The organism is Pseudodonghicola sp., assembly GCF_048268305.1.
In the GTDB taxonomy this organism is placed as follows: domain Bacteria; phylum Pseudomonadota; class Alphaproteobacteria; order Rhodobacterales; family Rhodobacteraceae; genus Pseudodonghicola.
Window position 1 is genome coordinate 169418 of the sequence record NZ_JBLWVT010000006.1, and the last position, 24621, is coordinate 194038.

Annotated in this window: 25 protein-coding genes, 1 tRNA gene and 1 pseudogene; 19 read left to right on the forward strand and 8 right to left on the reverse strand. The window is 64.4% G+C overall.

The window, feature by feature from the left end:
• Window positions 1-21 precede the first annotated feature (21 nt).
• From ACN0V4_RS12945 to ACN0V4_RS12965, 5 genes are read right to left on the reverse strand one after another with little or no spacing between them, the layout of a single operon-like run.
• A complete protein-coding gene (locus tag ACN0V4_RS12945; RefSeq protein WP_417676705.1) occupies window positions 22-1089 on the reverse strand; it encodes an oligopeptide/dipeptide ABC transporter ATP-binding protein in 1068 nt (355 codons plus the stop codon).
• The gene (locus ACN0V4_RS12950; protein WP_417676707.1) at window positions 1086-2060 is read right to left on the reverse strand and encodes an ABC transporter ATP-binding protein; all 975 of its coding nucleotides are present in this window, start codon (window positions 2058-2060) and stop codon (window positions 1086-1088) included. Before ACN0V4_RS12950 ends, ACN0V4_RS12945 begins: the two co-directional genes overlap by 4 nt.
• Window positions 2057-2950 (reverse strand): ABC transporter permease, encoded by an 894-nt coding sequence (locus tag ACN0V4_RS12955; RefSeq protein ID WP_417676709.1) that lies wholly within the window; start codon window positions 2948-2950, stop codon window positions 2057-2059. The genes ACN0V4_RS12950 and ACN0V4_RS12955 overlap by 4 nt, the downstream gene beginning before the upstream one ends.
• The gene (locus tag ACN0V4_RS12960; protein ID WP_417676711.1) at window positions 2947-3897 is read right to left on the reverse strand and encodes an ABC transporter permease; all 951 of its coding nucleotides are present in this window, start codon (window positions 3895-3897) and stop codon (window positions 2947-2949) included. Before ACN0V4_RS12960 ends, ACN0V4_RS12955 begins: the two co-directional genes overlap by 4 nt.
• Window positions 3897-5504: an ABC transporter substrate-binding protein gene (locus ACN0V4_RS12965; RefSeq protein ID WP_417676713.1), complete on the reverse strand. Its 1608-nt coding sequence runs from the start codon at window positions 5502-5504 to the stop codon at window positions 3897-3899. Before ACN0V4_RS12965 ends, ACN0V4_RS12960 begins: the two co-directional genes overlap by 1 nt.
• A gap of 196 nt (window positions 5505-5700) precedes the next feature.
• Between ACN0V4_RS12965 and ACN0V4_RS12970 the strand changes: the two genes are divergently transcribed.
• The 15 genes from ACN0V4_RS12970 (at window position 5701) to ACN0V4_RS13040 (ending at window position 18880) form a co-directional block, all read left to right on the forward strand.
• Window positions 5701-6345 carry a GntR family transcriptional regulator gene (locus ACN0V4_RS12970; RefSeq protein ID WP_417676715.1) on the forward strand — a complete coding sequence of 215 codons (645 nt, stop codon included), beginning with the start codon at window positions 5701-5703 and terminating at the stop codon, window positions 6343-6345.
• 43 nt (window positions 6346-6388) lie between these two features.
• Window positions 6389-7213, forward strand: coding sequence for a sulfite exporter TauE/SafE family protein (locus ACN0V4_RS12975; protein ID WP_417676717.1), 825 nt, complete (start codon window positions 6389-6391; stop codon window positions 7211-7213).
• A gap of 360 nt (window positions 7214-7573) precedes the next feature.
• Window positions 7574-9052: a DUF6538 domain-containing protein gene (locus ACN0V4_RS12980; protein ID WP_417676719.1), complete on the forward strand. Its 1479-nt coding sequence runs from the start codon at window positions 7574-7576 to the stop codon at window positions 9050-9052.
• A gap of 193 nt (window positions 9053-9245) precedes the next feature.
• The gene (locus ACN0V4_RS12985; RefSeq protein ID WP_417676721.1) at window positions 9246-9782 is read left to right on the forward strand and encodes a hypothetical protein; all 537 of its coding nucleotides are present in this window, start codon (window positions 9246-9248) and stop codon (window positions 9780-9782) included.
• A gap of 1 nt (window position 9783) precedes the next feature.
• Complete coding sequence (locus ACN0V4_RS12990) at window positions 9784-10284, forward strand: hypothetical protein (protein ID WP_417676723.1); 501 nt, start codon at window positions 9784-9786, stop codon at window positions 10282-10284.
• A complete protein-coding gene (locus tag ACN0V4_RS12995; protein WP_417676725.1) occupies window positions 10284-10538 on the forward strand; it encodes a hypothetical protein in 255 nt (84 codons plus the stop codon). Before ACN0V4_RS12990 ends, ACN0V4_RS12995 begins: the two co-directional genes overlap by 1 nt.
• Window positions 10531-10803 carry a hypothetical protein gene (locus tag ACN0V4_RS13000; RefSeq protein ID WP_417676727.1) on the forward strand — a complete coding sequence of 91 codons (273 nt, stop codon included), beginning with the start codon at window positions 10531-10533 and terminating at the stop codon, window positions 10801-10803. The genes ACN0V4_RS12995 and ACN0V4_RS13000 overlap by 8 nt, the downstream gene beginning before the upstream one ends.
• Complete coding sequence (locus ACN0V4_RS13005; protein ID WP_417676729.1) at window positions 10793-10981, forward strand: hypothetical protein; 189 nt, start codon at window positions 10793-10795, stop codon at window positions 10979-10981. Before ACN0V4_RS13000 ends, ACN0V4_RS13005 begins: the two co-directional genes overlap by 11 nt.
• Before the next feature lie 150 nt (window positions 10982-11131).
• Entirely contained in the window at window positions 11132-11413 is a 282-nt protein-coding gene (locus ACN0V4_RS13010) for a hypothetical protein (protein ID WP_417676731.1), read from the forward strand.
• Window positions 11414-11605: 192 nt separating this feature from the next.
• Window positions 11606-11851 carry a hypothetical protein gene (locus ACN0V4_RS13015; RefSeq protein ID WP_417676733.1) on the forward strand — a complete coding sequence of 82 codons (246 nt, stop codon included), beginning with the start codon at window positions 11606-11608 and terminating at the stop codon, window positions 11849-11851.
• Window positions 11851-12222: a hypothetical protein gene (locus ACN0V4_RS13020; protein WP_417676735.1), complete on the forward strand. Its 372-nt coding sequence runs from the start codon at window positions 11851-11853 to the stop codon at window positions 12220-12222. Before ACN0V4_RS13015 ends, ACN0V4_RS13020 begins: the two co-directional genes overlap by 1 nt.
• Before the next feature lie 1505 nt (window positions 12223-13727).
• Window positions 13728-14405, forward strand: a complete 678-nt coding sequence (locus ACN0V4_RS13025; protein WP_417676737.1) for a recombinase family protein — start codon at window positions 13728-13730, stop codon at window positions 14403-14405.
• Between the two features lie 525 nt (window positions 14406-14930).
• Window positions 14931-18101, forward strand: coding sequence for a phage tail tape measure C-terminal domain-containing protein (locus tag ACN0V4_RS13030; RefSeq protein WP_417676739.1), 3171 nt, complete (start codon window positions 14931-14933; stop codon window positions 18099-18101).
• Complete coding sequence (locus ACN0V4_RS13035) at window positions 18102-18641, forward strand: hypothetical protein (RefSeq protein ID WP_417676741.1); 540 nt, start codon at window positions 18102-18104, stop codon at window positions 18639-18641.
• Entirely contained in the window at window positions 18638-18880 is a 243-nt protein-coding gene (locus tag ACN0V4_RS13040) for a hypothetical protein (protein ID WP_417676743.1), read from the forward strand. The genes ACN0V4_RS13035 and ACN0V4_RS13040 overlap by 4 nt, the downstream gene beginning before the upstream one ends.
• A 126-nt stretch (window positions 18881-19006) precedes the next feature.
• Here the strand turns inward: ACN0V4_RS13040 and ACN0V4_RS13045 are convergent.
• From ACN0V4_RS13045 to ACN0V4_RS13055, 3 genes and pseudogenes are all read right to left on the reverse strand, one after another.
• Window positions 19007-19082, reverse strand: a tRNA-Val gene (locus ACN0V4_RS13045).
• A 212-nt stretch (window positions 19083-19294) separates the two neighbouring features.
• Window positions 19295-19471: a hypothetical protein gene (locus tag ACN0V4_RS13050; protein WP_417676999.1), complete on the reverse strand. Its 177-nt coding sequence runs from the start codon at window positions 19469-19471 to the stop codon at window positions 19295-19297.
• A gap of 154 nt (window positions 19472-19625) precedes the next feature.
• Window positions 19626-19697 (reverse strand): annotated as a pseudogene (locus ACN0V4_RS13055) (hypothetical protein); the annotation flags it as partial.
• Between the two features lie 340 nt (window positions 19698-20037).
• On the opposite strand from ACN0V4_RS13055, the gene ACN0V4_RS13060 reads away from it, so the two are divergent.
• The 4 genes from ACN0V4_RS13060 to ACN0V4_RS13075 all read left to right on the forward strand — a co-directional run bounded on the left by ACN0V4_RS13060 (window position 20038) and on the right by ACN0V4_RS13075 (window position 24619).
• Complete coding sequence (locus ACN0V4_RS13060) at window positions 20038-20964, forward strand: LysR substrate-binding domain-containing protein (RefSeq protein WP_417676745.1); 927 nt, start codon at window positions 20038-20040, stop codon at window positions 20962-20964.
• 178 nt (window positions 20965-21142) lie between these two features.
• Window positions 21143-22750 carry an ABC transporter substrate-binding protein gene (locus ACN0V4_RS13065; RefSeq protein WP_417676747.1) on the forward strand — a complete coding sequence of 536 codons (1608 nt, stop codon included), beginning with the start codon at window positions 21143-21145 and terminating at the stop codon, window positions 22748-22750.
• A 67-nt stretch (window positions 22751-22817) separates the two neighbouring features.
• Window positions 22818-23756, forward strand: coding sequence for an ABC transporter permease (locus tag ACN0V4_RS13070; protein ID WP_417676749.1), 939 nt, complete (start codon window positions 22818-22820; stop codon window positions 23754-23756).
• Between the two features lie 2 nt (window positions 23757-23758).
• A complete protein-coding gene (locus ACN0V4_RS13075; protein WP_417676751.1) occupies window positions 23759-24619 on the forward strand; it encodes an ABC transporter permease in 861 nt (286 codons plus the stop codon).
• Window positions 24620-24621 lie beyond the last annotated feature (2 nt).

The following is a 24621-nucleotide window of genomic DNA, read 5'->3' on the forward strand; positions in this document are numbered from 1 at the left end:
AGTCCTGTCGTGTTGAGGGGCTTAGGCGCCCGAAGCCTCTGCCCCCTCCTCCTGGGACAGTGCAGAGACGGTTGTGGCGTCACCTGCCTGCGGAAACAGACAGGCGACGAAGCGGCCGGCATCGAGCCGGCCCAGATACGGATCGCGGGCCCGGCAGTCGGCCTGCGCCACCGGGCAGCGGGTCGAAAACCGGCAGCCCTTGGGCAGGTCCAGCGGGCTGGGGATCTCGCCCGGCAGCGGCTCGGGCAGCGGTTCGAAGAACCGCGGCGCCGCGGCGCGCAGCGCGGCGGAATAGGGATGCGCCGGGGCGGAGAGCACCGCGTCGGTCGGGCCGGTCTCGACGATCCGGCCCAGATACATGATCGCGATCTCGGCGCAGAGGAAACTGGCGACGCCGAGGTCATGGGTGATGAAGACCAGCGTCAGCCCCATTTCCCGCTGCAGCCGTTGCAACAGCGTCAACAGTTGAGCCTGGGTCGAGACATCGAGGCCCGAGACCGCCTCGTCCGCGACCAGCACCGAGGGTTCGCTGGCCAGCGCCCGGGCGATCGCAACCCGGCGGATCTGGCCGCCGGACAGGCCCGAGGGATAGCGCCGCGCCGCATCCGCCGGCAGCCCCACCCGTTCGAGCAGATGCGCCACGCGGGCGGCGATCTCTGCCTCGGGCACGATGTCGAAATGGCGCAGCGGCTCGGCGATCAGTGCCCTCACCGTCATCCGCGGATCAAGCGAGCCGCGCGCATCCTGATAGACCATCGCCACGTCGCGGGCGAAGGCCGGCCCTTCGGCGCGCACCTCGCGGATCGGGCGGCCACGATAATAGGCGCGCCCGTCACTGGGGGCATCGAGCCCCAGCAGCACCCGCAACAGCGTCGACTTGCCCGAGCCGCTTTCGCCGACCAGCGCCAGCGAGGTGCCGGCCTCGACCCGCAACCGCACGCCGTCGAGCGCGCGCAGCCCCACGGTTTCGCGGGTGAAGCGGCGGCCGGGCGGGCGAACCTGAAAGATCTTCTCGACGTCGACCAGTTCGAAGACCGGCGGACGGGGGCCGGAGGCCTCCGGCAGAGGGGATGCAATCGGCTTGGTCATTCGGGATTCCAGCAGGCAAAGAGGTGATCGAACGGGCCGCCGTCACCGCCGCCGGCCGGGGTCAGCGGCGGCATCTCGGCGGCGCAGCGCGGCAGCGCCCGCGGGCAGCGAGTGGCGAACCGGCAGCCGGCGGGCATCTGATCGTGCGACGGCACGGTGCCCTCGGGCGCGGTCAGATCGTGCCGGCCGATTTCGAGCACGCAGGATTTCAGCTGTTTGGTATAGGGGTGGCGATGATGCTCCAGCACCGCATGCGCCGGCCCCGCCTCGACCACCTGGCCGGCATAGAGCACCACGATGCGGTCGCAGGACTGGCTGGCCAGCGCCAGATCATGCAGCACGAAGATGCAGCTGGCGCCACGGGTACGGGTCTGCGACAGGATCAGCCGAACGATCTGCGCCTGGATGGTCACGTCGAGCGCCGAGGTCGGCTCATCCGCCAACAGCAGATCGGGGTTGCAGGCCAGGGCGATGGCGACCATCACCCGTTGCTGCATCCCGCCCGAGAGCTGATGCGGATAGGCGGTGAGCCGCGCCTCGGCATCGTTGATGCCGACAGAGGTGAACAACTCCACCGCCTGCGCCCGCGCCGCGTCGCGCGACAGGCCCAGATTGCGGCGCAGCGCGCTGATCAATTGCCGCCCGACGGTATAGGAGGGGTTGAGCGCGGCGCCGGCGTCCTGAAAGATCATCGACAGCCGCCGGCCGCGCAGTTTCACCATCTGCCGTTCGCTCAGCGCCAGCAGATCGCCGGTGCCGGCCAGCTCGACCCGGCCCTCGACCCTCGCGCCGTTCAGCAGCCGCATCAGCGCGGTGGCGATGGTCGACTTGCCGGCGCCGCTTTCGCCGACAAGCGCCAATGTCTCGCCCCGCGCCAACGCCAGATTCACCCGGTCGAGGATCTTGGCCGCGCCGCGATAGACACTGAGGTCGGTCAGGGTCAGGATCGGATCTTCTGCGATCTCGCTCATGCGCCCCTCCTGAGTTTCGGGTCGAATTCCTCGCGGATGCCGTCACCGACGATCGACAGCGCGATCAGCAGCAGCGCCAGCGCAAAACCGGGCATCGCCGACATCCAGGGCGCGAAGCTGACAAAGGCGCGGCCCTCGGCGATCATCAGCCCCCAGTCGGGCGTCGGCGGTGTCACCCCGATGCCGAGGAAGGACAGCGAGGAGGAGACCAGGATCGCCTCGGAGATCCGGATGGTCACCTGCACCGCCAGGGGAAAGATCACATTGGGCAGGATGTGGCGCCAGATCACCAGCAGCCGCGGGATCGACATCAGATAGGCGGCCTCGACGAAGAGCTGCACCCGGACCTGCATCACATCGGCGCGCACGGTGCGCGAGAAGGGGCCGATCATCGACAGGCCGACGGCGATGATCACCTTGTCGACCCCCTGCCCCAGGATGGCGATGAAGGCCACGGCCAGGATCAGCGAGGGCAGCGCCAGGATCGAGTCGATCAGCCGCATTAGCCCCCATTCCAGCCAGCCGCCGGAGAGGCCGGCGGCAAGGCCGATGATCAGCCCGCCGATGGCGCCGATCAGCACCGAGAAGAAGCCGATCGCCAGCGCATAGCGGGCGCCGTAGATCACCCGCGACAGGATGTCCTGCCCGTAGCTGTCGGTGCCCAGCGGGTGGCTGGCCTGTGGCCCCTGCATCATCGCATCGATGGATTGCATCTGGGGATCATAAGGCGCCACCCAGGGCGCGAAGGCGGCGGCCAGCAGGTAGCCCAGCGCCACGATCAGCGCGACGGTGAAGAAGGGCCGGCGCACGAAGATCGACCTGCGCCCGCGGGCGGGTTTCGCGGCGGCAAGCGGTCGCTGCGCCGTGGTGGAGATGTCTTGCGGGCTCACTTGCGGTCCCTCAGTCTGGGGTCGAGCAGCGGATAGGACAGATCGACCAGCAGGTTGACGCCGATGAACAGCGTGGCGGTCATCATCACCCCGGCCTGCACCACGCCATATTCGCGGCCCAGCACGGCGCTGGTCAGCATCTGGCCGATGCCCGGCAGGTTGAAGACGGTCTCGGTCAGCACGGTGCCCTGCAGCAGGGTGCCCAGTTGCAGCCCGAGGATGGTGACCAGCGGCATGGCGATATTGCGCACCCCATGCACCCAGATCACCCGCCAGCCGGGTTCGCCCCGGGCGCGGGCGGCGGCGATATAGGGCTGCTCCAGCACCTCGATCAGGGTGGCGCGGGTCAGCCGGGTGATCATCGCGATGAAATAGGTCGACAGCGTCAGCGCCGGCAGGATGATGTGATAGAGCCCGGTCCAGAAATCCGTCCAGGGCGAGACATAGCCCATCACCGGGAACAGCCCGAGCTTCACCCCGAAGAACCAGATCAGCAGGATCCCCAAGAGAAACGACGGGAAGGCCGTTCCGGTCAGCGCGAAGACGGCGGCGCCGGCGTCAAAGACAGTGTCCTTCTTGACCGCCGACAACACCCCCAGCGGCACCCCGATCAGGATCGCGAAGGCCAGCGAAAAGGACGCCAGCGTCAGCGTCACCGGCAGCGCCTCGAGAAAGGCATAGGTGAAGATATCGGTGCGGGCGACGAAGGAGGTGCCCCAGTCGCCCTGCACGAAGTTCAGCGCCCAATGGGCGTATTGCTGGAAGAACGGCTGGTCGAGTCCCATCTTGGCCACGAGCGAGTCATAGGCCTCCTGCGAATACTCCGAGCCGAGCATGATCTGAACCGGATCGCCCGGTGCCAGTTTCAGAAGACCGAAACTGGCGACCGAGACGATAAACAGCACAACGGCCGTCTGTCCGATCTTGGCAAGAGCCTGTCGGAGCATCAGCTCAGGCTCACCGTGTGCAGGTTCACCAGATCCGCCGGGATGTAATTGAACCCCTGCACCTTCTTCGAGAACACCTTGTAGATCGGCATATGCGCCATGATCGCGATCGGCGCCTCGTCCATCAGCAGATCCTCGGCGGCGTAATAGAGCTTGCGACGCTCCTCGACGCCAAGGATCACCTGCGCCTGGGCGCAGTAGTCGTCGAAGCCGGTGTTCTTCCAGCCGCAGAAATTCCAGGCGCCGTCCGACTTGAACTCAGGATAGAGCGTTTCGTCGGGATCGAGGTCGGCGACCCATTCGAAATCGTACATGTCGAAATCACCGGCGTTGCGGCGCTTGATCCAGGCCGCCGGCTCGATCAACTCAAGATTGGCCTTGATGCCGATCTTCTGCAGCATCGGCGCCACGGTCTGGGCGATCCGGGTGCCGACCGGGCCACGCTCGGCCATGATATAGGTCACCTCGATCTCGCCCTGATTGGCGGCCTTGGCGCGGAAGGCCTTGGCCTTGTCCAGATCGAACCACTGACCACGGCCCGAGGTGGCGATATTGGGATCGAAGAAGCCCGACATCGGCGGCGAGATCGGCGAATAGGCCTGTTGCGCCCGGCCGAAATAGGCCTGTTTCACCAGGGTTTCGCGATCCAGCGCCCAGGCGACGGCGCGGCGCAGGTTGATATCGTCGAACGGCGCCTTGCGGCAGTTCATGCCGACGAAGGTATAGTTGCCCTCGATCTCGCCATAGAGCGTGGCGTTGGGGAAAGCGGCGGCCTGGTTGACCAGCTGCATCGGGCAGTCGGTCATGCCGTCGATCTGGCCCGCCATCAGCGCGGCAAGCGCGGTCGAGGCCTCTTTCATCAGCACGAAGGTGGCGCGTTGCAGTTTCGGCAGGCCGGGTTCGAAGTAATCCGGGTTCGCCTCCAGCTCGATCGCGTCATTCTCGCGCCAGGACACGAATTTGAACGGGCCGGTGCCGACCGGATTGCGGCCGTAATCGACGCCGTATTTCTGCACCGCCGCCGGGCTGACGATGGTGCCCGCGCGCCCGGTCGACCCGGTCAGCGCCACCGGCAGGAAGGCATAGGGTTGCGAGAACTTCAGCCGCACCGTCAGCGGATCGACGATCTCGATCTCGTCGAGCAGCGCAAGTTTCCAGGCGTGCGGCGATTTCGGCTCGCCTTCCTTGACGCGCAGCAGCGAGAATTTCACCGCCTCGGCGTCGCAGGGGGTGCCGTCGTGGAACTTCACCCCTTCGCGCAGCTTGAAGACATGGGTCTTGTCGTCTTCCAGATCCCAGGTTTCGGCCAGATCGGGTTCGAAACGCACCACCGAGCCGTCATAGGTGATCTTCAGCAGGCCGTTGTGAATGTTGTTGATGATCTGGATCGCCGACAGGAAGCCGGTGAAATGCGGGTCCAGCGTGTCGATCACCTTGACCGAGGCGATCTTGATATGGCCGCTCTGCTGGGCGCGGGCCAGCGAGGGAAAGCCGCCGGCGGTTGCTGCGGCCAGAATTCCCGCGCCCGCCCCCTGCAGGAACACCCGACGCCCGAGCCGCGCCGAAAGGCGGTCAGCCAGGACCTTCTTGTGATCGATTTCTGTCATGTCTTGTCTCTCCTGTTGGCATTGCGTCCTCCCATTTTCGGTTGGCCGGGGCGCTGGCCTTCAGCTCTTGTCGCCCCGTCTGCTCGGACGTCTGCAGGTCTCCTCTCCTGCATGGTCCAATCAGATGAATTCAGGTTGACCTCTTATGTATACATATTCAAGATGAAAGCGCACAAAATCCGGGAACAAGTACAAAGTGAGTATTCGGACAGCAGAAAGCATATTCGATGCGATGATCGCCGGGATCGTCGCCGGGCAGATGCGTCCCGGAGAGCCCCTGGTCGAACAGGCGCTGGCCGAACAATTCGGCGTGTCACGCACGCCGGTGCGCGAGGCGCTGCATCGGCTCGAACAGGCCAATCTGGCCGAACGCGGCCCGCGGCGCGCCTTTTTCGTGCGTCAGATGAAGGCGGAGGATCTGGCAGAGCTTTTCGAAGCGGCCGGTGAGGTCGAAAGCGTTCTGGCCGCGCTGGCCGCGCATCGGATGAGCGAGATCGAACGCCTCACGCTGATGGCGATTCTCGAAGAGGGTGACGCCTGCGGCGAGGATCCCAAGGCCTATGGTGAGATCAACACCCGCTTTCACGAAACGATCAAGTCCGGCGCGCATAACGCGATCCTCGCGGCGACGCTGGACGACCTGAATCTGCGCACCACAGCCTGGCGCGCCGCGAACTTCCGCGAGAATCAGCGGCGGCTCGCCACCTCCCGCGCCGAACACCGCGCCATTGCCGAGGCGATACTGGCGCGCGACGCCGACGAGAGCCGGCGCCGGATGTGCAGCCATGTCGCCGCCTCTTACGTTGTGGCCGCCGATCTTCTGGCGCGCCGCGATCTCTGACCCCTTCCCGCCGCTGAGGCGGCCATCTCTTAAGGACCCTGCCATGCCCGACCTGACACTCACGCTTGAACTTCTCGCGGTTCTCATCGTGATCGGCGGCCTTGCCGGCGTATTGGCCGGGCTGCTGGGGGTTGGCGGTGGCATCGTCCTGGTGCCCGCCTTCTTCTTCACCTTCCAGACCCTGGGCTATGACGGGCCGCAGATCATGCAGGTCTGTCTCGGAACCTCGCTCTCCACCATCATCGTCACCTCGATCCGCTCGGTACTGAGCCACAGCCGCAAGGGGGCGGTCGATTGGGAGATCCTGAAAAGCTGGGCGCCGGGCATCGTTCTGGGGGCGATCGTCGGCGTGTTGGCCGCCGCCTCGCTGCGATCGGCGAGCCTGCAGATGATCTTCGGCGTGCTGGCGCTGATCATCGGCGCCTATATGGGGTTGGGCCGCAGCGACTGGCGATTGGCCGAAACCATGCCGAAGGGCGGCAAGCAATATCTGTTCTCACCGGTGATCGGCTTTCTGTCAGTGCTGATGGGCATCGGCGGCGGCAGCTTTGGCGTGCCCTTCATGACCCTGCACAACGTGCCGATCCACCGCGCCGTGGCCACCGCCGCCGGTTTCGGCGTGCTGATCGCCATCCCCTCGGCCATCGGCTTTCTGCTGATGCCGATCGAGGCGGCTTCGCGCCCGCCCTATACCCTGGGCGCCGTGAACGGCCCGGCCTTCCTGGTCGTCATCGCGATGACGCTGCTGACCGCGCCGATCGGGGTGAAGCTGGCGCATTCGCTCGACCCCAAGCCACTGAAACGGATCTTCGCCCTGTTCCTCGCCCTGGTCGCGCTGAACATGCTGCGCAAGGTGCTTCTGGGCTGAGATCGCCCCAGCGGCCGGATCGCCCCGTCGTCATCTGGATGGTCCGGCCAGGGTGGCGACCAACAAGGCGCCTGACGGGGGCGCCGTCTCGCCCCCGTCGAAACGCGATGCCCCGCGCCAAGCCGAAAGATATGTCCCAACGTCCGGCACCAGCCCCGTGCGGTTACCGCAACCGAGCGTAAGGACGCGAGCCAAGTCATTGAAAATGGTGGGTGATGAGAGACTAGAACTTCACAATAAGTCACAAAATACCTTATTTATATGAAAATAGAGGCGCAACCTAGCCGTCCATACGCCCTTTTTGCTATACATTTTCGCCCTGCCTGCTATACATTTGCCCTAAGTAGAGGCGAGGAACGCATGGCAAAAGAGAAAGTGAAATTCGTCACCCGAACCACGGACGGACTGTATCGCTACAACAGACGCGTCCCCGACGACTGCCAGAAGGCGTTGCGAAAGAAGTTGTGGAACCTTTCTCTTGGGCGCGATTATGACGCCGCAGTACAGCGCGCCTCAGCCCTCCGCCGGGATCACGACGCACTGATTGCACGGCTACGCAACCCGGACACAGCGCGGGAGGAGGCGCGCGAACAAGTTGCCGCGCGTGCGTCAGCACGCATCGCCGAACTTGAGCGCCGTGGCGCCCCTGCGGCGGTCGATGGGGAGGAAGGGACGGTTGAGGGCACGCTTGGTGCAATGTGGCAGCGCCTCCCTGCGATCATGCAGGACGCGCGCGGCGACGCGCGGGAGTACGCCCGCTTAGTGATGGTTCAGACCTTCGCGTTTGGCGACAACAGCCGCGCGGAGGGGAGTGGCGCGTCAACGGTGCCGCCCCCAACTGACCCCGTCGAACGCATGCAGTATGACGCCTATCGCGCGATGCTGGCCCAGCGGCTGGCGGAGCTTGCGCCGATGCCGGACCAAGGCGCACCAGAAATGCGCGTCTCGGCACTGATGAACAGATATATCAAGGTGCAGGCCCTGCGCCCCAACACGGCCCGCTCCTATCGTCAAATGGTCAAGAGCCTCATTGCCAACTGCGGTGGTGACCATCCGCTCCCCCACTATAACCGGGACAGGCTGCGGCAGCACCGGGACAGACTGGAGGCGAGTCCAGATATCAGCATCCAGTCAGTGGAGAAGCACTTTGCACCCCTCAAGGCCCTTTGGCGATGGGCCGCCGATGAATATGACGAACTAGCGGACCTACAATTCCCCCGCGTGCGCCTGTCCAAGCGCGACACGACCGTAGAGGATGCCCGATGGCAGGCATTCAGTGATGCTGAAATGAAGACCGTTTGGCAGGCCCTGAATGAGGCATGGGGGCCTAAGAGCGCCAGCAGGATGGCGCCGGGACGCCGTCAGGCGTTCCTGATGGCAATCAGGGTCCTCCTTTACACCGGCCTCCGCCCTGCCGAAGTCTTCCGCCTGACGGCGGAGGACGTCGAAAACGGCATCCTCACCATTCGACGCACGAAAACAACGCCCCGAAAGCTCCCGATCAGCGAACACATTGCAGACTTCCCTACCTTCCTTGAGAATGGTGGATTTGAGGACGAACGAAAGTCAGGAACCATCGCCGTCACCCTGTCGGACAACTTCCGCAAGGTGATCCGCGCCGCCGGTCTCAGCAATGACCGACATGTTCTGTACTCTCTCAAGGATACGCTGGTGGACCGCCTGCAACGCCAGCCCGGCATGAATGATGACATCATTCGCGGGATCATCGGGCACGTTGTAGGTCAAGGAAAGCTGCGACACTATAAGACTCCGTTTGGCGAAACCGCACATGGGCGGGCAGCGATGAAAAAGGCGCTGGACGCAATCACCTACTGGTGACCCACACCCCCTCACCGAACGCAAGGCCCGCTATCCCCGGCGGGCCTTTTCCTTGCCCGTCCGCCGGGTGACCTGCCCCACATTTTGACCCCTTTTTTCCGATTCGTTGACTTCGCAACCCATATATGAGAGAAGAAGTCAATCAACTATTTGCTGGGATGATGATTTTTCTTCTGAAATGAGGGGTGCCGCCTTGCACGTCACGATTGAAAACTACTGCGCTGCAACGGGCGTATGTGCGGAAACCACCGGGCGCCGACTTCAGGCCGTCCCGTATCGTGTCCCGGAACGGCGCGGGGCTTATCGCAAGCTTTTCCCGCTCGCCGCCGCCGCCATGACGCTCAAGCGGCGTGAAATCGACGCCGGGGCGGTTGCCGAGCTGGGCCGGAGCGCCCGGCCTCTGAACAATGATTTGTACGTGGAGCCGGAGGCTTTGCCGATGGCGCGCGAGTTCGCGGATTGGCTCCCCGATCCTGCCATGCGCGCGCGGCTGCGGGCAGCGCAGAACAGCTTTACCGTGGCCGTGGCGAACTCGCGGCTGTGCACGCCCACCATCGTGTCGAACCTCGACCCCCTGCGCGATCTGTTCGCGCTGTGCCCGCAGGTCACCCGGTGGGTGCTGGCAGGCGGCACGCCGCCGGACGTTGATCACATCGGCCCCGCGTTCGCGGTCACGAACAACAGCGCCGCGCTGTCCCTTTACACAAATAAGATGATGGAGGCCGCATAAGATGGCTGAAAACAACTACGAGTCCTTCCTCGATATCGTCCGGGGGTCTGAGGCCGTGCGCGACCGCTGGGCCGCGCTTGTCGAGCGCAGCGTGACCGAGGCCGCAGAGCATGGCGTGACGCTTGAGGCGGACGACATTCTCAATCTTCGCTCGGCACGCGTCGCCGCCCTCGGCGCCCCCCTTGATGAGGACGAATATCGAGCCGAAATTCTGGCCCTCCCGGCCCTGTCCGATGCTGCCCGCCGCCGGGATATTGCCGAGGGCGATGAAGCGGCCCGCGCCGCAGCAGTCGCAGACGTAAATCGCGGCAAGTTCGACGTGTCTCCCGACCGCTGGACCGACAACGCCGCCGCGCGCCTTGCCAAGGCGCGGGACCTCGGAATCGCGGTTCCGCCTGTTGTGACCGAGAGCGCGCTTTCGCGGGACCAGATGCTTGCAGCCATCGCCGAAATGCCCCCGGCCCAGCGGGTCGCGCAGGCGCGGCGCTGGGGGCTGATCTGATGGGCACGGTTGACCAGATCGTCGGCAAGGTGCGTCGCGAGTTTCCCCATGCAGTGCACGCTGGGACGTTTGCCGCGCTCTTTCAGCGTCATGACGCCCCCGCGAATATCCTCGCGGTGCCCGGCGGCCCGCCCGTGGCGGTGGATGTGGCGGCGGGGAGCTACAGTTTTCTGCCCGATGCTTCGATCCTGACCGAACAGGAGTATCAACAGGTCTGCGAGCGACTGCGCGCAATGGCTCGGCCTCATGGCTGACCTCTTCACCGATACCGGCGTGATGAACGAGTCGGGCTGGGGCAGCGCCGGCTATGACGAGTCCGGTGACTTCATGCACCTCCCGCCGAAGCAGCGAAGGGAGGCCAAGCGCCGCCAGCTTGAGCGCCGCGACCGCTGGCAGAAGGCGGCGGCGGTCAGGGCCGACTGGACCCCCGAACAGCACGCTGCCGAGGCTGCCCGCCTCCGTGAGGAGGTGGCGGCGAACCTTGCCGCCCGCGCAGAGGAATACCGCGATGCCGCGTAGTCATGGCCTGCATGACGCCGGGCTCTTCAACGCCGCGATGGCGAAAAAGCAGCGGCGGTGCCAGCTTTGGCACGCGGCGCGGCTGGCCTGTCCGACCTATGAATCCTTCCGGCAGTCCTGCGGCGTAATCGAGCGCGCGATTGCGGAACAGCTCGAACGCGAGTTTTCGGCCCCCTGAGCGCCAACCAGACAGGCGGCGGCACTAACCGCAATCGAGGCGGCGGGTGTTCCTGTGGAAAGTTTCACCGTGCCGCCGCCTGACCGCCGGGGGTGGGCACTGCCATGCCACCCCCGGCCCCTATCCATCCCCCAAAAACAGGAGAAAAACATGGAAACTTCACCGATGGTCCGCGAGCTTGCGGACCTCATCCGAAACGCCGCCTCTCGGGCGGGCGGGCGCGGCATGCGCATCAGCTTTGAATGGTTGTGCGATGTGCTCGACGGGGACCAGCGGTTGACCCGGTGCGTGCTTGTTGCGGCGGGCTTCCAGCCGCCCGAGGCGACCGAGTGGCGCACGGGGCGCGGTGATGCGCGGCTGGCGGATCACGTGTATCCCGAGCTGCTGGCGGACCGCCTCACTGAATCGCTCGACTACTACGCGCCGGTCTGACGCCACGTCACCTTTCGCGGCGCTCGGAATCTTTTAGCACATTCCATTTTCGCACAGGGAGACAGTTGAAAGAGCTATTGGAGCTTCAAGCCTAACTTGAGTCAGCTTGAAGCCTAATTCCACCTTCCAACTGTCTCCGGATTGGAAATTCGAATGTGCTAAAACAATATTTTCATCAATGAAATCAAGGTAATGAGGGGGATATTTAGTTTTGACTCCTCGCTGGGAATCATGATTTTGGGCCATATCGAAACAAAAATGAGAGAGGATAAAGTCATGAATGTAATTGACGTTTCAGAGCGCGAGGACCGGGAAATGGCCCTCGTTTTGGCAACTGACCGGATGGCGAAAATCGCACAGACTCCGAGGTCCGACGCCCGGGAGGAGGAGCTTCGCCAGCTTCACCGGATGGTCGGCGAACTGGTGGGGGTGGTGTGATGGACATGACCGAGAGGTATATGGACAAGCTGGCCGATCTGGAAGCGACGCCCCGGCTTCACATGACGCGCGACACGAACTCGCGCGCCCATCTGCCGAGAGCGGAACGGCTGACCGCCATTGCGCGGCGTGAAAAGCGACTTCGCGACGCCAAGGAAGAGATGCGGTTTGCCATTCCACGAGCAGTTGCGGCGGGGTGTACCCGCTTTTTCGAGGCGGTGGCTTGGATTTGCGAAGAGCTATCGACGCCGGAAGACAGCCGCGATGACCGTTTTCGTGCGAGGGAGATAGTCTGGGAGGTGATGCAGGAGGGGGACGAGGATGCCGAAGGGCTGACCCGCTGGGGCGCTGCTTTGGAGAAGTACGCTTAGCGATGGCCCCCGTGAGGGGGCCGCACGTCAAACATATGGGGCGGCAGGCTTGCCTTGTTTCTGTTGCCGCCCGACGCCCCGCAGGATGGGGCCGAATGAACAGGTCGAAAGGGAGACTGCACATGCAACGTTAACCAAGGAGAAGACAAAAATGGCAGCTACTGCATCGCTGCGTATCAGCAATTGGATGCGATGGAAGGCAGTGTGATGAGCAATGTGATCGCGATGACTCCGCCGGGGCATCCCACGGTTTCGGTCCGAACCAATATGTCTCCGGGGGGAAGGAAGTTCCGGAGCCGATTCAGTGTCCGCGAGATCGAAGAAATCCGGAATGTGCCTACCTATATGGAAATCCAGCTCCGTCAGCAGATCGAAGAACGCAGCGAAGACCACCCCCTCAACAATCTTGAACTGGCCAAGTTCTATATGTCGCTGGTGAAGTCGAACATCGACACCGCCCAGATCAATATCCTTACTGATAAGATCGCCCAGAAGTGGAAGGTGGCATTGCCCAAAATCCACCTGAAGGCCGCTCACAATTTCGCTGAGTATGAGTGGTCTGCAATGGCCGTGGCGAATGACAGGGCAAAGGGTGAAGCTAATGTAAAGGGCACGTTTGGCTTCACCGACCTCGCAGACTACGCATACGGGCGGATCAAGAAGGTCAATGACACTTTCTCGCCCGAAATCTACCGGCATGGGCAGGAGCTTGTCCGGATTATCCGGGATTCCAAGACTGGCAAGGATGAGATGGAAATCTTGTTCCCGCGCAGCCTTCGCCCCATCGTAAATCGGATTGCGCCGTTTTTCGAAGGTCAGAATGGCGAGTCCCAGAGTATCAGCGCGCCGATGGATGTAGTCGAAGAGTTGTTCTATGGTGACTATTCTTTCCCGGAATTGTCACAGATCGCGACCTATCCTATTTTTGCCTCTGACGGGGGCTTGATCGAGGTTGATGGTTACGACGAAGAGACCGGTATCTACATGTCTCTTCCCAGCGACTTGCATATCCCGCGCGTTCCTAAGACCCCGTCACAGCTCGACGTGGACAGGGCTTTGGAGCGCCTCCTCGATGTGTTCGGAGACTTTCCGTTCGACGGGCAGGACTGCCGCCCCGGCGGAGAGACACTGGAGGCCGATGAGGTCCCGTCGAGCATGGCGAATATGCTTGCAATGGTGCTTACCCCCTATTGCAGGCAGATGATCAACGGGCCTCTTCCTCTTGCATTCGTGTCAAAGCCCAAGGTTGCGACCGGTGCGTCTCTGCTGGCAGCCTCTGCGTATGTCATCGCCGCAGGTGTGTCGGAACCGTCTGCCGCTTTGCCTTCGAACGAAGAAGAGCGGCGCAAGGTGATCTTCGCCAGCCTGCGCAAGCAGAAGCCGTATGGCCTGTTCGACAACGTATCTGGTGAAATCACGTCGGATGCGCTGGCGTCGGTTTTGACGGCAACGACCTTCGAAGGCCGTATCCTTCGTAAGGCGATTTTGGAAATGGAGGATTCGCGGTGCGCATTGTCAGCTACATTCGAGTATCGACCGCACGGCAGGGAGCAAGCGGTCTCGGGATCGAAGCCCAGCGGGCCGAAATCGCGGCTTACGCCGCCGCCCAGAATGCCACCATCACCGCCGAGTATATCGAGGTGGAGTCGGGTAAGAAGAACGACAGGCCGGAGCTTGAAAGGGCTATCCGGGAGGCCCGCCTTACCGGCTCAAAGCTAGTTATTGCACGCCTCAACCGACTGAGCCGAAACGCCGCTTTTCTCCTGAATCTAAGGGATTCCGGGGTCGATTTCGTCGCGGCTGACATGCCAAACGCAAACAGCATGACTGTGGGCGTCATGGCCCTTGTGGCGCAGGAGGAGCGTGAGGCCATCAGCCGCAACACAAAGGCTGCGCTCGCCGCTGCAAAGGCCCGTGGGCAGCGTCTGGGCAACCCCAACGGGGCCGCAGCCCTGCGCCGTGCAGGCAAGGGCAACGTGGACGCTGTGCAGGCCGTCAAGACGCGGGCTGACGCCCGCGCTAACCAGATCGCCGACATTCTGGAAGAGCTGGAAACTACGGGATTCACCACCTTGACCGCCATCGCGGATGAACTGAATCGTCGCGCCATCAAGACGGCGCGAGGCGGACGCTGGCATCCTTCCAGTGTCGCCAATCTGCGGAATCGGCTTAATCGGGCATAACCGCCATGCCGGGCCTGCCCGGTCGCCGCGTTAGCGGCAAAAGTCCTTGCTCTTAAAGGGCGAATCGCGATATAAGCCATTGAAAATAAACAAAAAGTAGGGTCCCGCATGGGGGTACCCACCGGGGGTGCATCGGGGCCGCAGGTGCTACCTAAATATGTTGCAGCAACATTAAGTAACGTAGAGCCATTTTTGCGCAATTTTCCTTCTATCTGTGCAACTTGTCCGGGGGACCCAGCCGCCCGACCAAGGGGCCTTTTCGCCCGCCATACCGCCCCCAAAAAATTTCAATTTTCGCCCCAAATAGTTCACATGTTAATGTGACCCGTTTTGGTCCGGTTCCTTCGTGATTCCAGCGCCTTGCTATATACTGGACATGTAAGCGCGGGGGTCTTTGTCGTCTTCTCCAGCCCGCGCCGCGCGGTTCCCAGTCGCGCACAAACTGGCGGGGTCGGTTCCTGACCCGGCCCCGCCCTTTCTCCCCAAAATTCGAGCGGTCAGGAACACGTCAGGAAAATCATAGAAATGGCTGAAACCCACGAACTTCGTCTCAAGATTGACGCGGGGGCGGCGCAGTCCGGCGCCCGCACCTTCAAGGCGGCGGTGGAAACTGTTCGCGCCGCCGTTCGGGACCTCGACCGCGACACCACGGGCGCGTTCACGAAGCTCCGCACCATCAAGCCGCAGGTTGACGTTACCCCGCTGACGCGGGCGCGCACCGAAGCAAATGCCCTCGCCACCGCCACGACCGCCGCCGGGACTGCATCCGACCGCGCGGCGGAACGTATCCGCAAGCTCGCCGTCCAGTCCGCGAACTCGCTTCGCATCTCGACCGATCAGGCCAGCCGTCTGCGCGACCGTCTCCTTTCGGTCGGCGACACTGCCGGGATTGCGAAGATCGAGGCGGCCCTCGACCGACTGCGCGGCAAGCTTATCAACGCGACGTCCAGTTTGGACGTTCAGGAGGCCCGCGCGGAATACAACACGCTTGCCAGCGAGCTGAACCGAACGGCCCGAGAGGCAGAGCGGCTGAACGCAATCGCTAATGCCGAAGCGCGCGCGCAGGAAGAGGCCAGCCGCGCCGCCGCCGATCACGCAGCACAGATGGACCGGCTGCGCGCACGGTATAATCCGCTTTATGCCGCGTCGAAGCAGTATGAGGTGAGCCTTGAAGAAATCGCGCAGGCGGAGAAGGCTGGCGTGATCACGTCCCAGCTTGCTGCCAATGCACGCGCCGAGGCGGCGAACAAGCTGGTGGCCGCGTCAGCGGCGAACGAAAAGGCCACCACCAGCATGTTCGCCATGCAGAAGGGCGCCGGGCGCATGCTGGGCTTGCAGGTGAACCAGATGGCGCAGGTCGCGGGCATGGCCACGTCCGCCGAACAGGCCTTGAAGGGTATCGCTTTTCAGGCGGCAGACGTGGGCCTTGTATTCGGCGGTATGGGCATTGCAATCGGTGCGGTCGCGGGCGTGGCCCTCCCTCTGTTGATTGACCGACTGTTCGCCGTGATCCCGGAAACCAAGACTTTCGCCGACGCGCTGGACGAACTGGAGTCCTCTATTGATGCGGCGCGCGCGGCTGCATCGAAGACGCGGGACTACACCGCCCTGCGCGATGAATATGGCCTTGTAACGGCGAGCGTCCGCGACCTTGTGGACGTGCAGAAGGAACTGGCGCGACTGGACGCCGCCGACACCCTGCGCAGCATGCGCGATGCCATGGCCTCGGACGCGGGAGTCGGCTGGATGGACGCGCTGGCAGGCTATGCCCGGCGCCTGCGTGATGAACTGAGCCTCACCAAGACCGAAGCCGCCGGGCTTGAGGCTCTTTTCCGGGAGTCTCAGATGACGACCGACGCCGGGCGGATCGCCGATATTTATGCCACCATCCGCGAGCGCATTGTTTCCGCCGCTGGCGGGGTCGAAAATCTGACCTCGGAACAGTCGGCAATGGTGCGGAAGCTGGTGGAAGGGGAAGACGCAGCCCGCCACCTCGCTGCGGTGGACTACTCCGGCCCCATCGCCGCCGCCACGGGCCAGACGAACGCGTGGGCCAGCGCCATGGCGGGGGTCAATAGCGAGATTCAGGCAATCATGTCTTCGCTCGCGTCCGTCGGCGGCAGCATGATCAGCAACGCGGCCAAGAGCGCCGAACTGACCGCTCTGCAGGCGGGAAAGACCGTGAGGGAATCCGCAGTCGCGCGCGAGCGGTACCGCAAGGAGGCGGAATGGTCCGCTCGGGAGCAGGCCGCAGGCGGTGGCGTCGGGGGATGGATGCAGCGTCAGCTCATCGACGCGGAACGGTACCAGTTCAACGAGTCCGTTCGTCTCGACTCTGAGCTGGAAGCCGCCCGGACGGCTGCCCGCAAGGCCGCGTCCAGCGGTGGCGGGTCCAAGCGGGTGGAGACGCTGGGCGACGAGTCCCGGCAGCTCGAACGCCTGATTAAGCAGATGAATAATCGCGTCTTTTCTCTCAATCAGGAGAATGAGGCGCTGGCCCTTGTCGTCAGTGGACAGGCCGACACAATGGAAACGGCGCAGTTCATGGCGGCGGCTATGACGGCAAACGGCGGCGCCCTCGACGAAACCACCGCTGCCATGGTCCGCCAGTATGAGGCCGCGCAGAAGCTGAACGACAAGCTTACCACGCTGGCAAACGACCCTGTGAAGAAGTGGATGGACTCCGTCCCCAACTGGATCGAAGCCGGGCAGCAGATCGAAATGGGGGCAATCAACAGCCTCTCGGACGCGATCAGCGAAATGATCAAGACCGGCAAGTTCGACATTGAAGCCCTTGGGGAGGCGATCCTCGGCACCATCGCCGATATCGTCGCGGATCAGGCTGTTGCTGAACTTGCTAATCTGATGGGCCGGGGCGAAGGCAACGGGCTGGGCGGACTTCTGGGCGATCTGTTGGGCGGAGACGCGGCGGCACCTACCGGCGATGGCGCCGCCGTCGCGCAGGGTGGCGTTCAGGCCGGGGCGTCAATCTCGCAGGCGATGATTCAGGCGGGCAGCGCGGTCAGTCAGCAGATCAGCGCGGCAATGATGCAGGCAGGGACGCAGGCCGGGCAGCAGACCCGCATGGGCCACGTGCAGGGCGGTCAGCAGGCGGCGAACGCCACGCGCCTTGCGGGGATGCAGCACGCCCAGCAGGTCCGCACTGCGACCACCACTAGCGGGCAGCAGCACGCTACCAAGGTACGCACGGCCATCACCTCCGCCGGGTCCCAGCATGCCGGTATGATCCGGCAGGCTCAGAGCGGCGGCGGTGGAGGCATCCCCGGCGGCGGCGGCGGTGGGGGCATCCTCGATATGTTCGGGGGCTGGCAGGGCATCCTTGGGATGGCAGTCGGGGCTTTCGATGTGGGCGGCGTATCCACCGCCCCGGCAAACTATGCCAACGCCCCCTTGCGCGTATTCCAGAACGCCCCGCACTACGCGCAGGGGACCACCAACACGTCGGGCATCCCGGCGGTGCTCCACCCGAATGAGGCCGTGATTCCGCTGTCCAAGGGGCGGAAGATTCCGGTTGAGCTGGGCGGCTCCGCTGCCGGTGATGGGGGGACTGTCATCAACATGCCTCAGACCTTCAACGTGACCGCGACCGACGCCGACTCTTTCCGCCGCAGCCGTGACCAGATCGCGGCGGACATGGCGAGCGCGGGCCAGAAGGCCGCGAGGAAGAATCGTTAAATGGCACCCCTCGCGAATCCACAGCATGAAGAATTCGCCCGCCTTCTCGCCACCGGCATGAAGCAGGGGACGGCATACGAAAAGGCCGGATATGCTGCCGGGTCAAAGTCTGCCGCCAGCCGCCTCGCGAACTCCCCCGAAGTGGTGGCGCGCGTAGAGCACCACAAGCGCCAGATCGCGCGCGACGTGCGGCGCGTCATGGAAGCAAACAATGACCTCGAAGCGTGGGGCGACCTCGCCCGGCAGGGTATCAACTTGATGTGGATCGCGGATAGCTATGTGACGATCTATCGCCGCGCGCTGGAGGCGCAGCGGTTCGGGGACGCCGTCAGGGCTGTGGAAAATATCGTTCGCCTGATTCAGCTCGAACAGAACGCGCAGGACGCGCAGGAGACCGGCGGCGACAAGATCGCGATCAAGGACACGCTGGCCCTGCTGGGCGGTCTTAAGGACGCGCTGAGGGGCGCCCCTGCACTGGCCCCCGACCATCAGCGGAGGAATCTTCTACAGTATCGAGCAGCAGAACAGGACGAAGCATGAATCGCGAAACTCTCCCCCCGGGTCATCCCCTCGGATCGCGCCGCCAAAAGTTCGAGGAACTGGCCCAGCAGCGCGGAATCGCGCGCGGCTTCATGGCAGACGGCAGCGACCCGGCAGCGGCGGAAAAAGAGGCCATGGAACAGGCGTTGTATCGCCACGCGGATGCCCACATGGAGTCTTTCGCGTCGGCTCTTGGGGCCTCTGGCGGGGCGGGGAGCGAGGACGAAGAAGGGCGCTAACGCGCCCCTTGCATGAGATGTCTAGCACCCTCGTCTGCTATACATTTTTCGGCAGCCTGCTAGACATTTCAAAACGCGCGCCTCTCTCAGAGCTATAAAAATAAGGCGTTTCTGAGATCGGGGGAATGGTGGGTGATGAGAGACTCGAACTCCCGACATCTTCGGTGTAAACGAAGCGCTCTACCAACTGAGCTAATCACCCGTGGCGCCCTGATTACCCATTCGGGGCGAAGGGCGCAAGAGTGGTTTCCGCCCGGCGGGACCCTGCGCCAAGGGGCCGGCGGCGCGGCGCCCCCGCTCCCCGGTCTGCCCGGGCGCCATCGGGCCAGGAGGGACATCCGGGCTTAGCCTTGCCTCCCGATACCGCCCCGCGGGCGGCGCTGGCCCGTGGCCGCCTCAGGGTTACTGGCCGTCTCAGGCGTACTCCCAGCCATTCAGAAAGTCGGTCACCGCGGGATCCGCCAGCGCCTCAGCCCGCGCGGCAAAGTGAAAATCCGCGGCAGTCAGGCCCTCGGCGACCACGCCCTGCAACACGGTCCTCCGGATCATGGTTTCGATCATCGCATCGCCGGCGGCGATGCGGCCGCTCATGAAACCGCGCCACATCCGTCAAGGCGATTCGATCCTCGCCCGGCCGGAAATCGGCCAGAACCGTCCGGCCGGCGCCGCCCCGGATGACGAAGACATCGGCGCCCTCGCCGCCGATCAGCCTGTCGCTTCCAGCCTCCGCGATCGGCACATCCGCCCCAGAGCCCCCATTGAGACGGTCGCTTCCCGCCCCGCCCAGCAGCAGATCGCGACCACCTGCCCCCGGCATCGAAGACGAGAGCCAGCCAGGGCAAAATCCCGCTCGCCTGGAAGGCTGGCCACATAGGCGCTATCACAAGCGTCGCCGGGGATCTCGCCAAGGCTGTCATCGGCAAAGGTCAGTTCGCCATCTCCCCAGACGGATAGGCCTCGAAGAGATCGAAGTCGGGGGCCGCAAGCCCCCATTGCATGTAAACCGCCATCGCAAACCCGCCCGAAATCAGGCACTTCAGCCCTGTTTATGCGCATTCACCGTCAGAACAATGGCCTTGCTGGATCGGTCCCCCCCCGAAAGCCCCCTGGGGCAGAGCATCGTTGTGGCGGCAGATCGCCTTTTGTAAGACAGGACCATGCGTCGCGTTCTCCCCTCGCTGCCGTCGCTGACGGTCTTCGAAGCCTCCGCCCGGCACGGCAGTTTCACCCGGGCGGCGGAAGAACTGAACATGTCGCAATCGGCAGTCTCCAAACGCATCGCCGGGCTCGAGGATTGGCTGGGCACCCGGCTGTTCGAACGGGTGCGCCAACGGATCGTGCTGACCGAGGCGGGCGACCACTATCTGGCGCGTATCCGCACCGCGCTGGAGATCATGGAAGAGGCCACGATGGAGACCCTGGCCCATCGCCCCGAGGCCTCGACGCTCAATCTCGCCAGCCTGCCCTCCTTCGGCCATTACTGGCTGGCGCCGCGACTGACCCGCTTCAACGCCGCCCATCCGGCGATCGCGCTCAATGTCACCGCCCGGCAATGGCCCTTCGACTTCCAGCAGGAGAATATCGACGCCGCCATCTTCTATGGCCCCGCCCCCTGGCCCGGCGGCCTGTCGGACCGGCTGTTCGGCGAAGAGATGGCGGTGATCAGCGCGCCCGGGATGGTGCAACCGGGCGATACCGGCGCGCTCGACCGGTTGACGCTGCTGCATCACCGTGCCCGCCCGCGCGACTGGCAGACCTGGCTGGAGCAGGGCGGGCTGACCACGGTCAACGCCTATCGCGGCAATCGCTTCGAACAGTTCGACATGATCATCCGCGCGGCACAGACCGGCCTGGGCCTTGGGCTGGTGCCGCTGTTCATGGCGCAGGAAGGGCTGGCAGCCGGCAGGCTGGAACAGCCTTTCCCCAGGGTCATGACCAATGGATCCGCCTATTATCTGATCTCCCCCGAGCGCAAGCGCGGCGGCGCGGCGCTTGCCGCCTTCCGCGACTGGATATTGGCCGAGGCGTCGCAGACCGCCTCCGGCGCACCGAAAACGCCGGCATCCCCCCGGATCATTCCCTGAAGGAATGATTTCACGCAAATTCGTCGTTTTGCGCCGCAATGCAGCGGACCTATAGTCACCCTCAGACAGCGGGGTTCCCTCCCCACGTCACAATCATAATCCGGCGAGGCAGCCTTTTCGCCCAAGCCCGGAGCCACCGGGCCGGCCCTCTCACCGGCCCAGCTAACAGGAGAGTTCCATGACCATCCCCCGCCGCGCGCGGGCCCTGTCGGGCTGCCTCGCCGCGCTGACCACAACCCTGTCCCTGACCACCCTCGCCACCGCCGCGCAGGCGGAAACCAGCGTCACCCTCGGCCGCGCCTTCGATGCCGACCGCTATGATCCGCAACGTTCCTCGGCGCTGGCGGCGGCAGAGGTGCTCTATATGGTCGGCGACACTCTGGTCACCCTCAGCCCCGATCTTAAGACGGTGGAACCAGCGCTGGCCGAAAGCTGGGAGGTCAGCGAGGACGGCCTCACCTATACCTTCCATCTGAAGAAGGGCGTCAGCTATTGCGACGGCAAGCCGCTGACCGCCAAGGAGGTCGTCGGCTCGATGGACCGCTGGTTGGCCCCGGATGCGCCCAATGTGGCGGTCTGGAAGGCGGGCAAGGTCGACAGCGTCACCGCCCCTGACGATTACACCGTGGTCTACAAGCTGAAGACGCCGTCATCGAACCTGCTCTATCAGATGGCGCAGTTCAATTTCACCATCATCGACCCGGAACAGGCGGCCGCCCTTGGCGACGATTTCGGCGTCACCGCCTTCAATGGCACCGGCCCCTTCTGCTTTGAAAGCTGGACGCCGCGCGATCAGGTCGTTCTGAGCAAGCACGCGGGCTATACTTGGGGCAACCCCGCCAACGGCAACCCGGGGCCCGCCAAGGTCGACAAGATCGTCTGGAAGATCGTCCCCGAAGGCGCCACGCTTGCCGCCACCATCCCGGCGGGCGAAATCGACGCCTCCTATGCCGTGCCGGCCTGGGCGCTGGCCCAGTTCGAGGCCGACCCGAGCGTGCAGGTGCTCAAGCCGATCGCGGCCTTCCGCACCCATTACCTCGGCATGAAAACCTCGCGCCCCTTCCTTCAGGACATCCGGGTGCGCAAGGCGGTATCCCATGCCATCGACCAGGCCGCGGTCGCCGAGGCGATCTATTTCGGCACGGTGGAGCCGGCCTATTCCTACTATTCGGACAAGGTGCTGGACTATGCGCCGGATACCGATACCTCGGCCTTCACCTTCGACCCGGCTCAGAGCAAGACGCTGCTGGAAGAGGCCGGCTTCACCATGGGGGCGGACGGTTTCTGGCAGAAGGACGGCCAGAAGCTGAGCCTGGTCTACTACGGCTTCAACGACGCCACCTCGCGCGAGGTGGCCGAGGCCGTGCAAGGCGATCTGCGCAAGGCGGGGATCGATCTGCAGGTCGAGACGCTGGATTCCACCGCGATCTGGGCCAAGCTGCGGGACCAGACCTATGACCTGTTCCAGATGGATTACCCCTATCAAAGCGCCGGCGACGCGCTCAATCTCTACTTCGCCTCCTCGCTGATCCCCTCGCCGAACCGGATGATGTGGAACGATCCCGAGACCGACAAGCTGTTGGCCGAGGGCAATGCCGCCACCTCTCCCGAGGCGCGCGCCACGGCCTTCGAGGCGCTCGGCCGCCGGGTGCACGAGGCGGTGCTGTGGAAACCGATGCTGCTGCAGACCCCGACGGTGGCCGCCGGCCCGCGGCTGAAACCCTTCCAGCCCGCCGGCATCTCGGGCGCAGTCTTCGGCAAGGGTCTCGATCTCGAGCTGAAGTGAACCGCCCTGAACGACCCGAGGGGGCCACAGGCCCCCTCTTCTCCCCTCTCCCCCAAGGACAGACAGAATGACCGGACGCCTGGCCCATCGGGTCGTCACCTCTTTCTTCGTGCTGGTGGGCGTGCTGCTCGTGGGCTTTCTGATGCTGCAGGTGCTGCCCGCCGATCCCGCCGCCGCCATCGCCGGCCCCACCGGGACGGAGGAGGAGATCACCGCCATCCGCCGTCACCTCGGCCTTGATCAGCCGGTGCTGGTGCAATTCGGCCTCTACCTGCAGCGCGTCGCCATGGGCGATCTCGGCCGCTCGGTCATCAACAATGCCGCCGTCGGCGACGAACTGCTGCGCGCCGCCGGCCCGACGCTGGAGCTGATGCTGGCGGCGATGGTCTGGTCGCTGCCGCTGGGGCTGGCGCTGGGGATCCTCGCGGCGCTGAAACGCGGCGGGCTGATCGACCGGGGCGTGATGGCGGTTTCGGTCGCGGGCGTGTCGATCCCGGTGTTCTGGGTCGGCCTTCTGATGATCCAATTCGCCGCCAGGACCCGCGCCTTTCCGATCCAGGGCCGTGGCGGCCCGCTGTGGAGCGCCGAGGGGCTGGCGCATATCCTGCTGCCCGCCACCGCGCTGGGGCTGATCCTCTTGGGCCCGATCGCCCGGATGACCCGCACCACGCTGTCCGAGGCGCTGAGCGCCGATCACGTCCGCACCGCCCGCGCCAAGGGCGCCGGAGAGTTGCGGGTGATCCTGGGCCATGCGCTGCGCACCGCGCTTTTGCCGATCATCACCCTCGTGGGCCTGCAGATCGGATCGCTGATGGGCGGCGCGGTGATCACCGAGACGATCTTTTCCTGGCCCGGGGTCGGCCGGCTCGCCGTCTCCTCGATCACCACCGGCGATTATCCGATGGCCCAGGGGGCGATCCTGTTCCTCGCCGTGGCCTTCATCCTGGTGAATGTCGCCGTCGACCTGCTGTCCGAACTGGCCGACCCGCGGCTGAGGGGGCGCTGAAGATGACCGAGATCCCCCTTTCCCCGCAAGGCGGCAGCGGCGCGCGCACCTGGCGGCGGTTGAAGAAGAACCCGATCGTGGCGCTTGCCGTCACCGCCCTGACCTTCATCGCGCTGGCCGCGCTCCTCGCGCCCTGGATTGCGCCCTATGATCCTTACGAGACCGCGCTGCGGCTGCGGCTGAAACCGCCGAGCGGCGCCCATTGGCTCGGCACCGACAGCCAGGGGCGCGACATGCTGACCCGGCTGCTTTTCGGCGCGCGCACCACGCTGATGCTGGGGCTGTCGGGCGTCGTCTTCGGCGCGCTGGTCGGCGGTTCCATCGGCTTGATCGCAGCCTTCTACCGCCGGCTCGACAACCTGCTGATGCGGGTGATCGACGTGATGCTCTCCTTCCCCTCGATCCTCTTCGGACTGGCGCTGGCGGCGATGATGGGCCCCGGGCTCGACAGCCTGATCCTGGCGATTGGTCTCTCGATCATGCCCGGCATCGCGCGGATTTCGCGTGGCGCGGCGCTGTCGGTGATGGCGCAGGACTATATGGACGGTGGCCGCGCCATCGGCCTGCCCGACCGCATCCTGATGACGCGCTATCTGCTGGCCAATGCCTTCGCGCCGATCCTGACCTATACCACGCTCGCCTTCGGCGACGCGGTGCTGCTGGCGGCCTCGTTGGGCTTTCTGGGCCTTGGCCTGCAGCCCCCCACCGCCGAGCTCGGCTCGATCGCCGCCGAGGGCCGCGCCTTTCTCTTCATCGCGCCGCATGTCTCCTCCGCCGCCTCGGCGCTGATCTTCATCATCGTGCTGTCGGTGAACCTGCTGGGCGACGCCCTGCGCGATGCCAGCGATCGGAGAGCCGCATGAGC

Bases quoted from the DNA above. Each gene is read 5' to 3' on its own strand.
- ACN0V4_RS12945 (WP_417676705.1), bottom strand. From the start codon at position 1,089: ATGACCAAGCCGATTGCATCCCCTCTGCCGGAGGCCTCCGGCCCCCGT.
- ACN0V4_RS12950 (WP_417676707.1), bottom strand. From the start codon at position 2,060: ATGAGCGAGATCGCAGAAGATCCGATCCTGACCCTGACCGACCTCAGT.
- ACN0V4_RS12960 (WP_417676711.1), bottom strand. From the start codon at position 3,897: ATGCTCCGACAGGCTCTTGCCAAGATCGGACAGACGGCCGTTGTGCTG.
- ACN0V4_RS12965 (WP_417676713.1), bottom strand. From the start codon at position 5,504: ATGACAGAAATCGATCACAAGAAGGTCCTGGCTGACCGCCTTTCGGCG.
- ACN0V4_RS12975 (WP_417676717.1), top strand. From the start codon at position 6,389: ATGCCCGACCTGACACTCACGCTTGAACTTCTCGCGGTTCTCATCGTG.
- ACN0V4_RS12980 (WP_417676719.1), top strand. From the start codon at position 7,574: ATGGCAAAAGAGAAAGTGAAATTCGTCACCCGAACCACGGACGGACTG.
- ACN0V4_RS12990 (WP_417676723.1), top strand. From the start codon at position 9,784: ATGGCTGAAAACAACTACGAGTCCTTCCTCGATATCGTCCGGGGGTCT.
- ACN0V4_RS12995 (WP_417676725.1), top strand. From the start codon at position 10,284: ATGGGCACGGTTGACCAGATCGTCGGCAAGGTGCGTCGCGAGTTTCCC.
- ACN0V4_RS13000 (WP_417676727.1), top strand. From the start codon at position 10,531: ATGGCTGACCTCTTCACCGATACCGGCGTGATGAACGAGTCGGGCTGG.
- ACN0V4_RS13005 (WP_417676729.1), top strand. From the start codon at position 10,793: ATGCCGCGTAGTCATGGCCTGCATGACGCCGGGCTCTTCAACGCCGCG.
- ACN0V4_RS13010 (WP_417676731.1), top strand. From the start codon at position 11,132: ATGGAAACTTCACCGATGGTCCGCGAGCTTGCGGACCTCATCCGAAAC.
- ACN0V4_RS13015 (WP_417676733.1), top strand. From the start codon at position 11,606: ATGAGGGGGATATTTAGTTTTGACTCCTCGCTGGGAATCATGATTTTG.
- ACN0V4_RS13020 (WP_417676735.1), top strand. From the start codon at position 11,851: ATGGACATGACCGAGAGGTATATGGACAAGCTGGCCGATCTGGAAGCG.
- ACN0V4_RS13030 (WP_417676739.1), top strand. From the start codon at position 14,931: ATGGCTGAAACCCACGAACTTCGTCTCAAGATTGACGCGGGGGCGGCG.
- ACN0V4_RS13035 (WP_417676741.1), top strand. From the start codon at position 18,102: ATGGCACCCCTCGCGAATCCACAGCATGAAGAATTCGCCCGCCTTCTC.
- ACN0V4_RS13040 (WP_417676743.1), top strand. From the start codon at position 18,638: ATGAATCGCGAAACTCTCCCCCCGGGTCATCCCCTCGGATCGCGCCGC.
- ACN0V4_RS13050 (WP_417676999.1), bottom strand. From the start codon at position 19,471: ATGAGCGGCCGCATCGCCGCCGGCGATGCGATGATCGAAACCATGATC.
- ACN0V4_RS13060 (WP_417676745.1), top strand. From the start codon at position 20,038: ATGCGTCGCGTTCTCCCCTCGCTGCCGTCGCTGACGGTCTTCGAAGCC.
- ACN0V4_RS13065 (WP_417676747.1), top strand. From the start codon at position 21,143: ATGACCATCCCCCGCCGCGCGCGGGCCCTGTCGGGCTGCCTCGCCGCG.
- ACN0V4_RS13070 (WP_417676749.1), top strand. From the start codon at position 22,818: ATGACCGGACGCCTGGCCCATCGGGTCGTCACCTCTTTCTTCGTGCTG.
- ACN0V4_RS13075 (WP_417676751.1), top strand. From the start codon at position 23,759: ATGACCGAGATCCCCCTTTCCCCGCAAGGCGGCAGCGGCGCGCGCACC.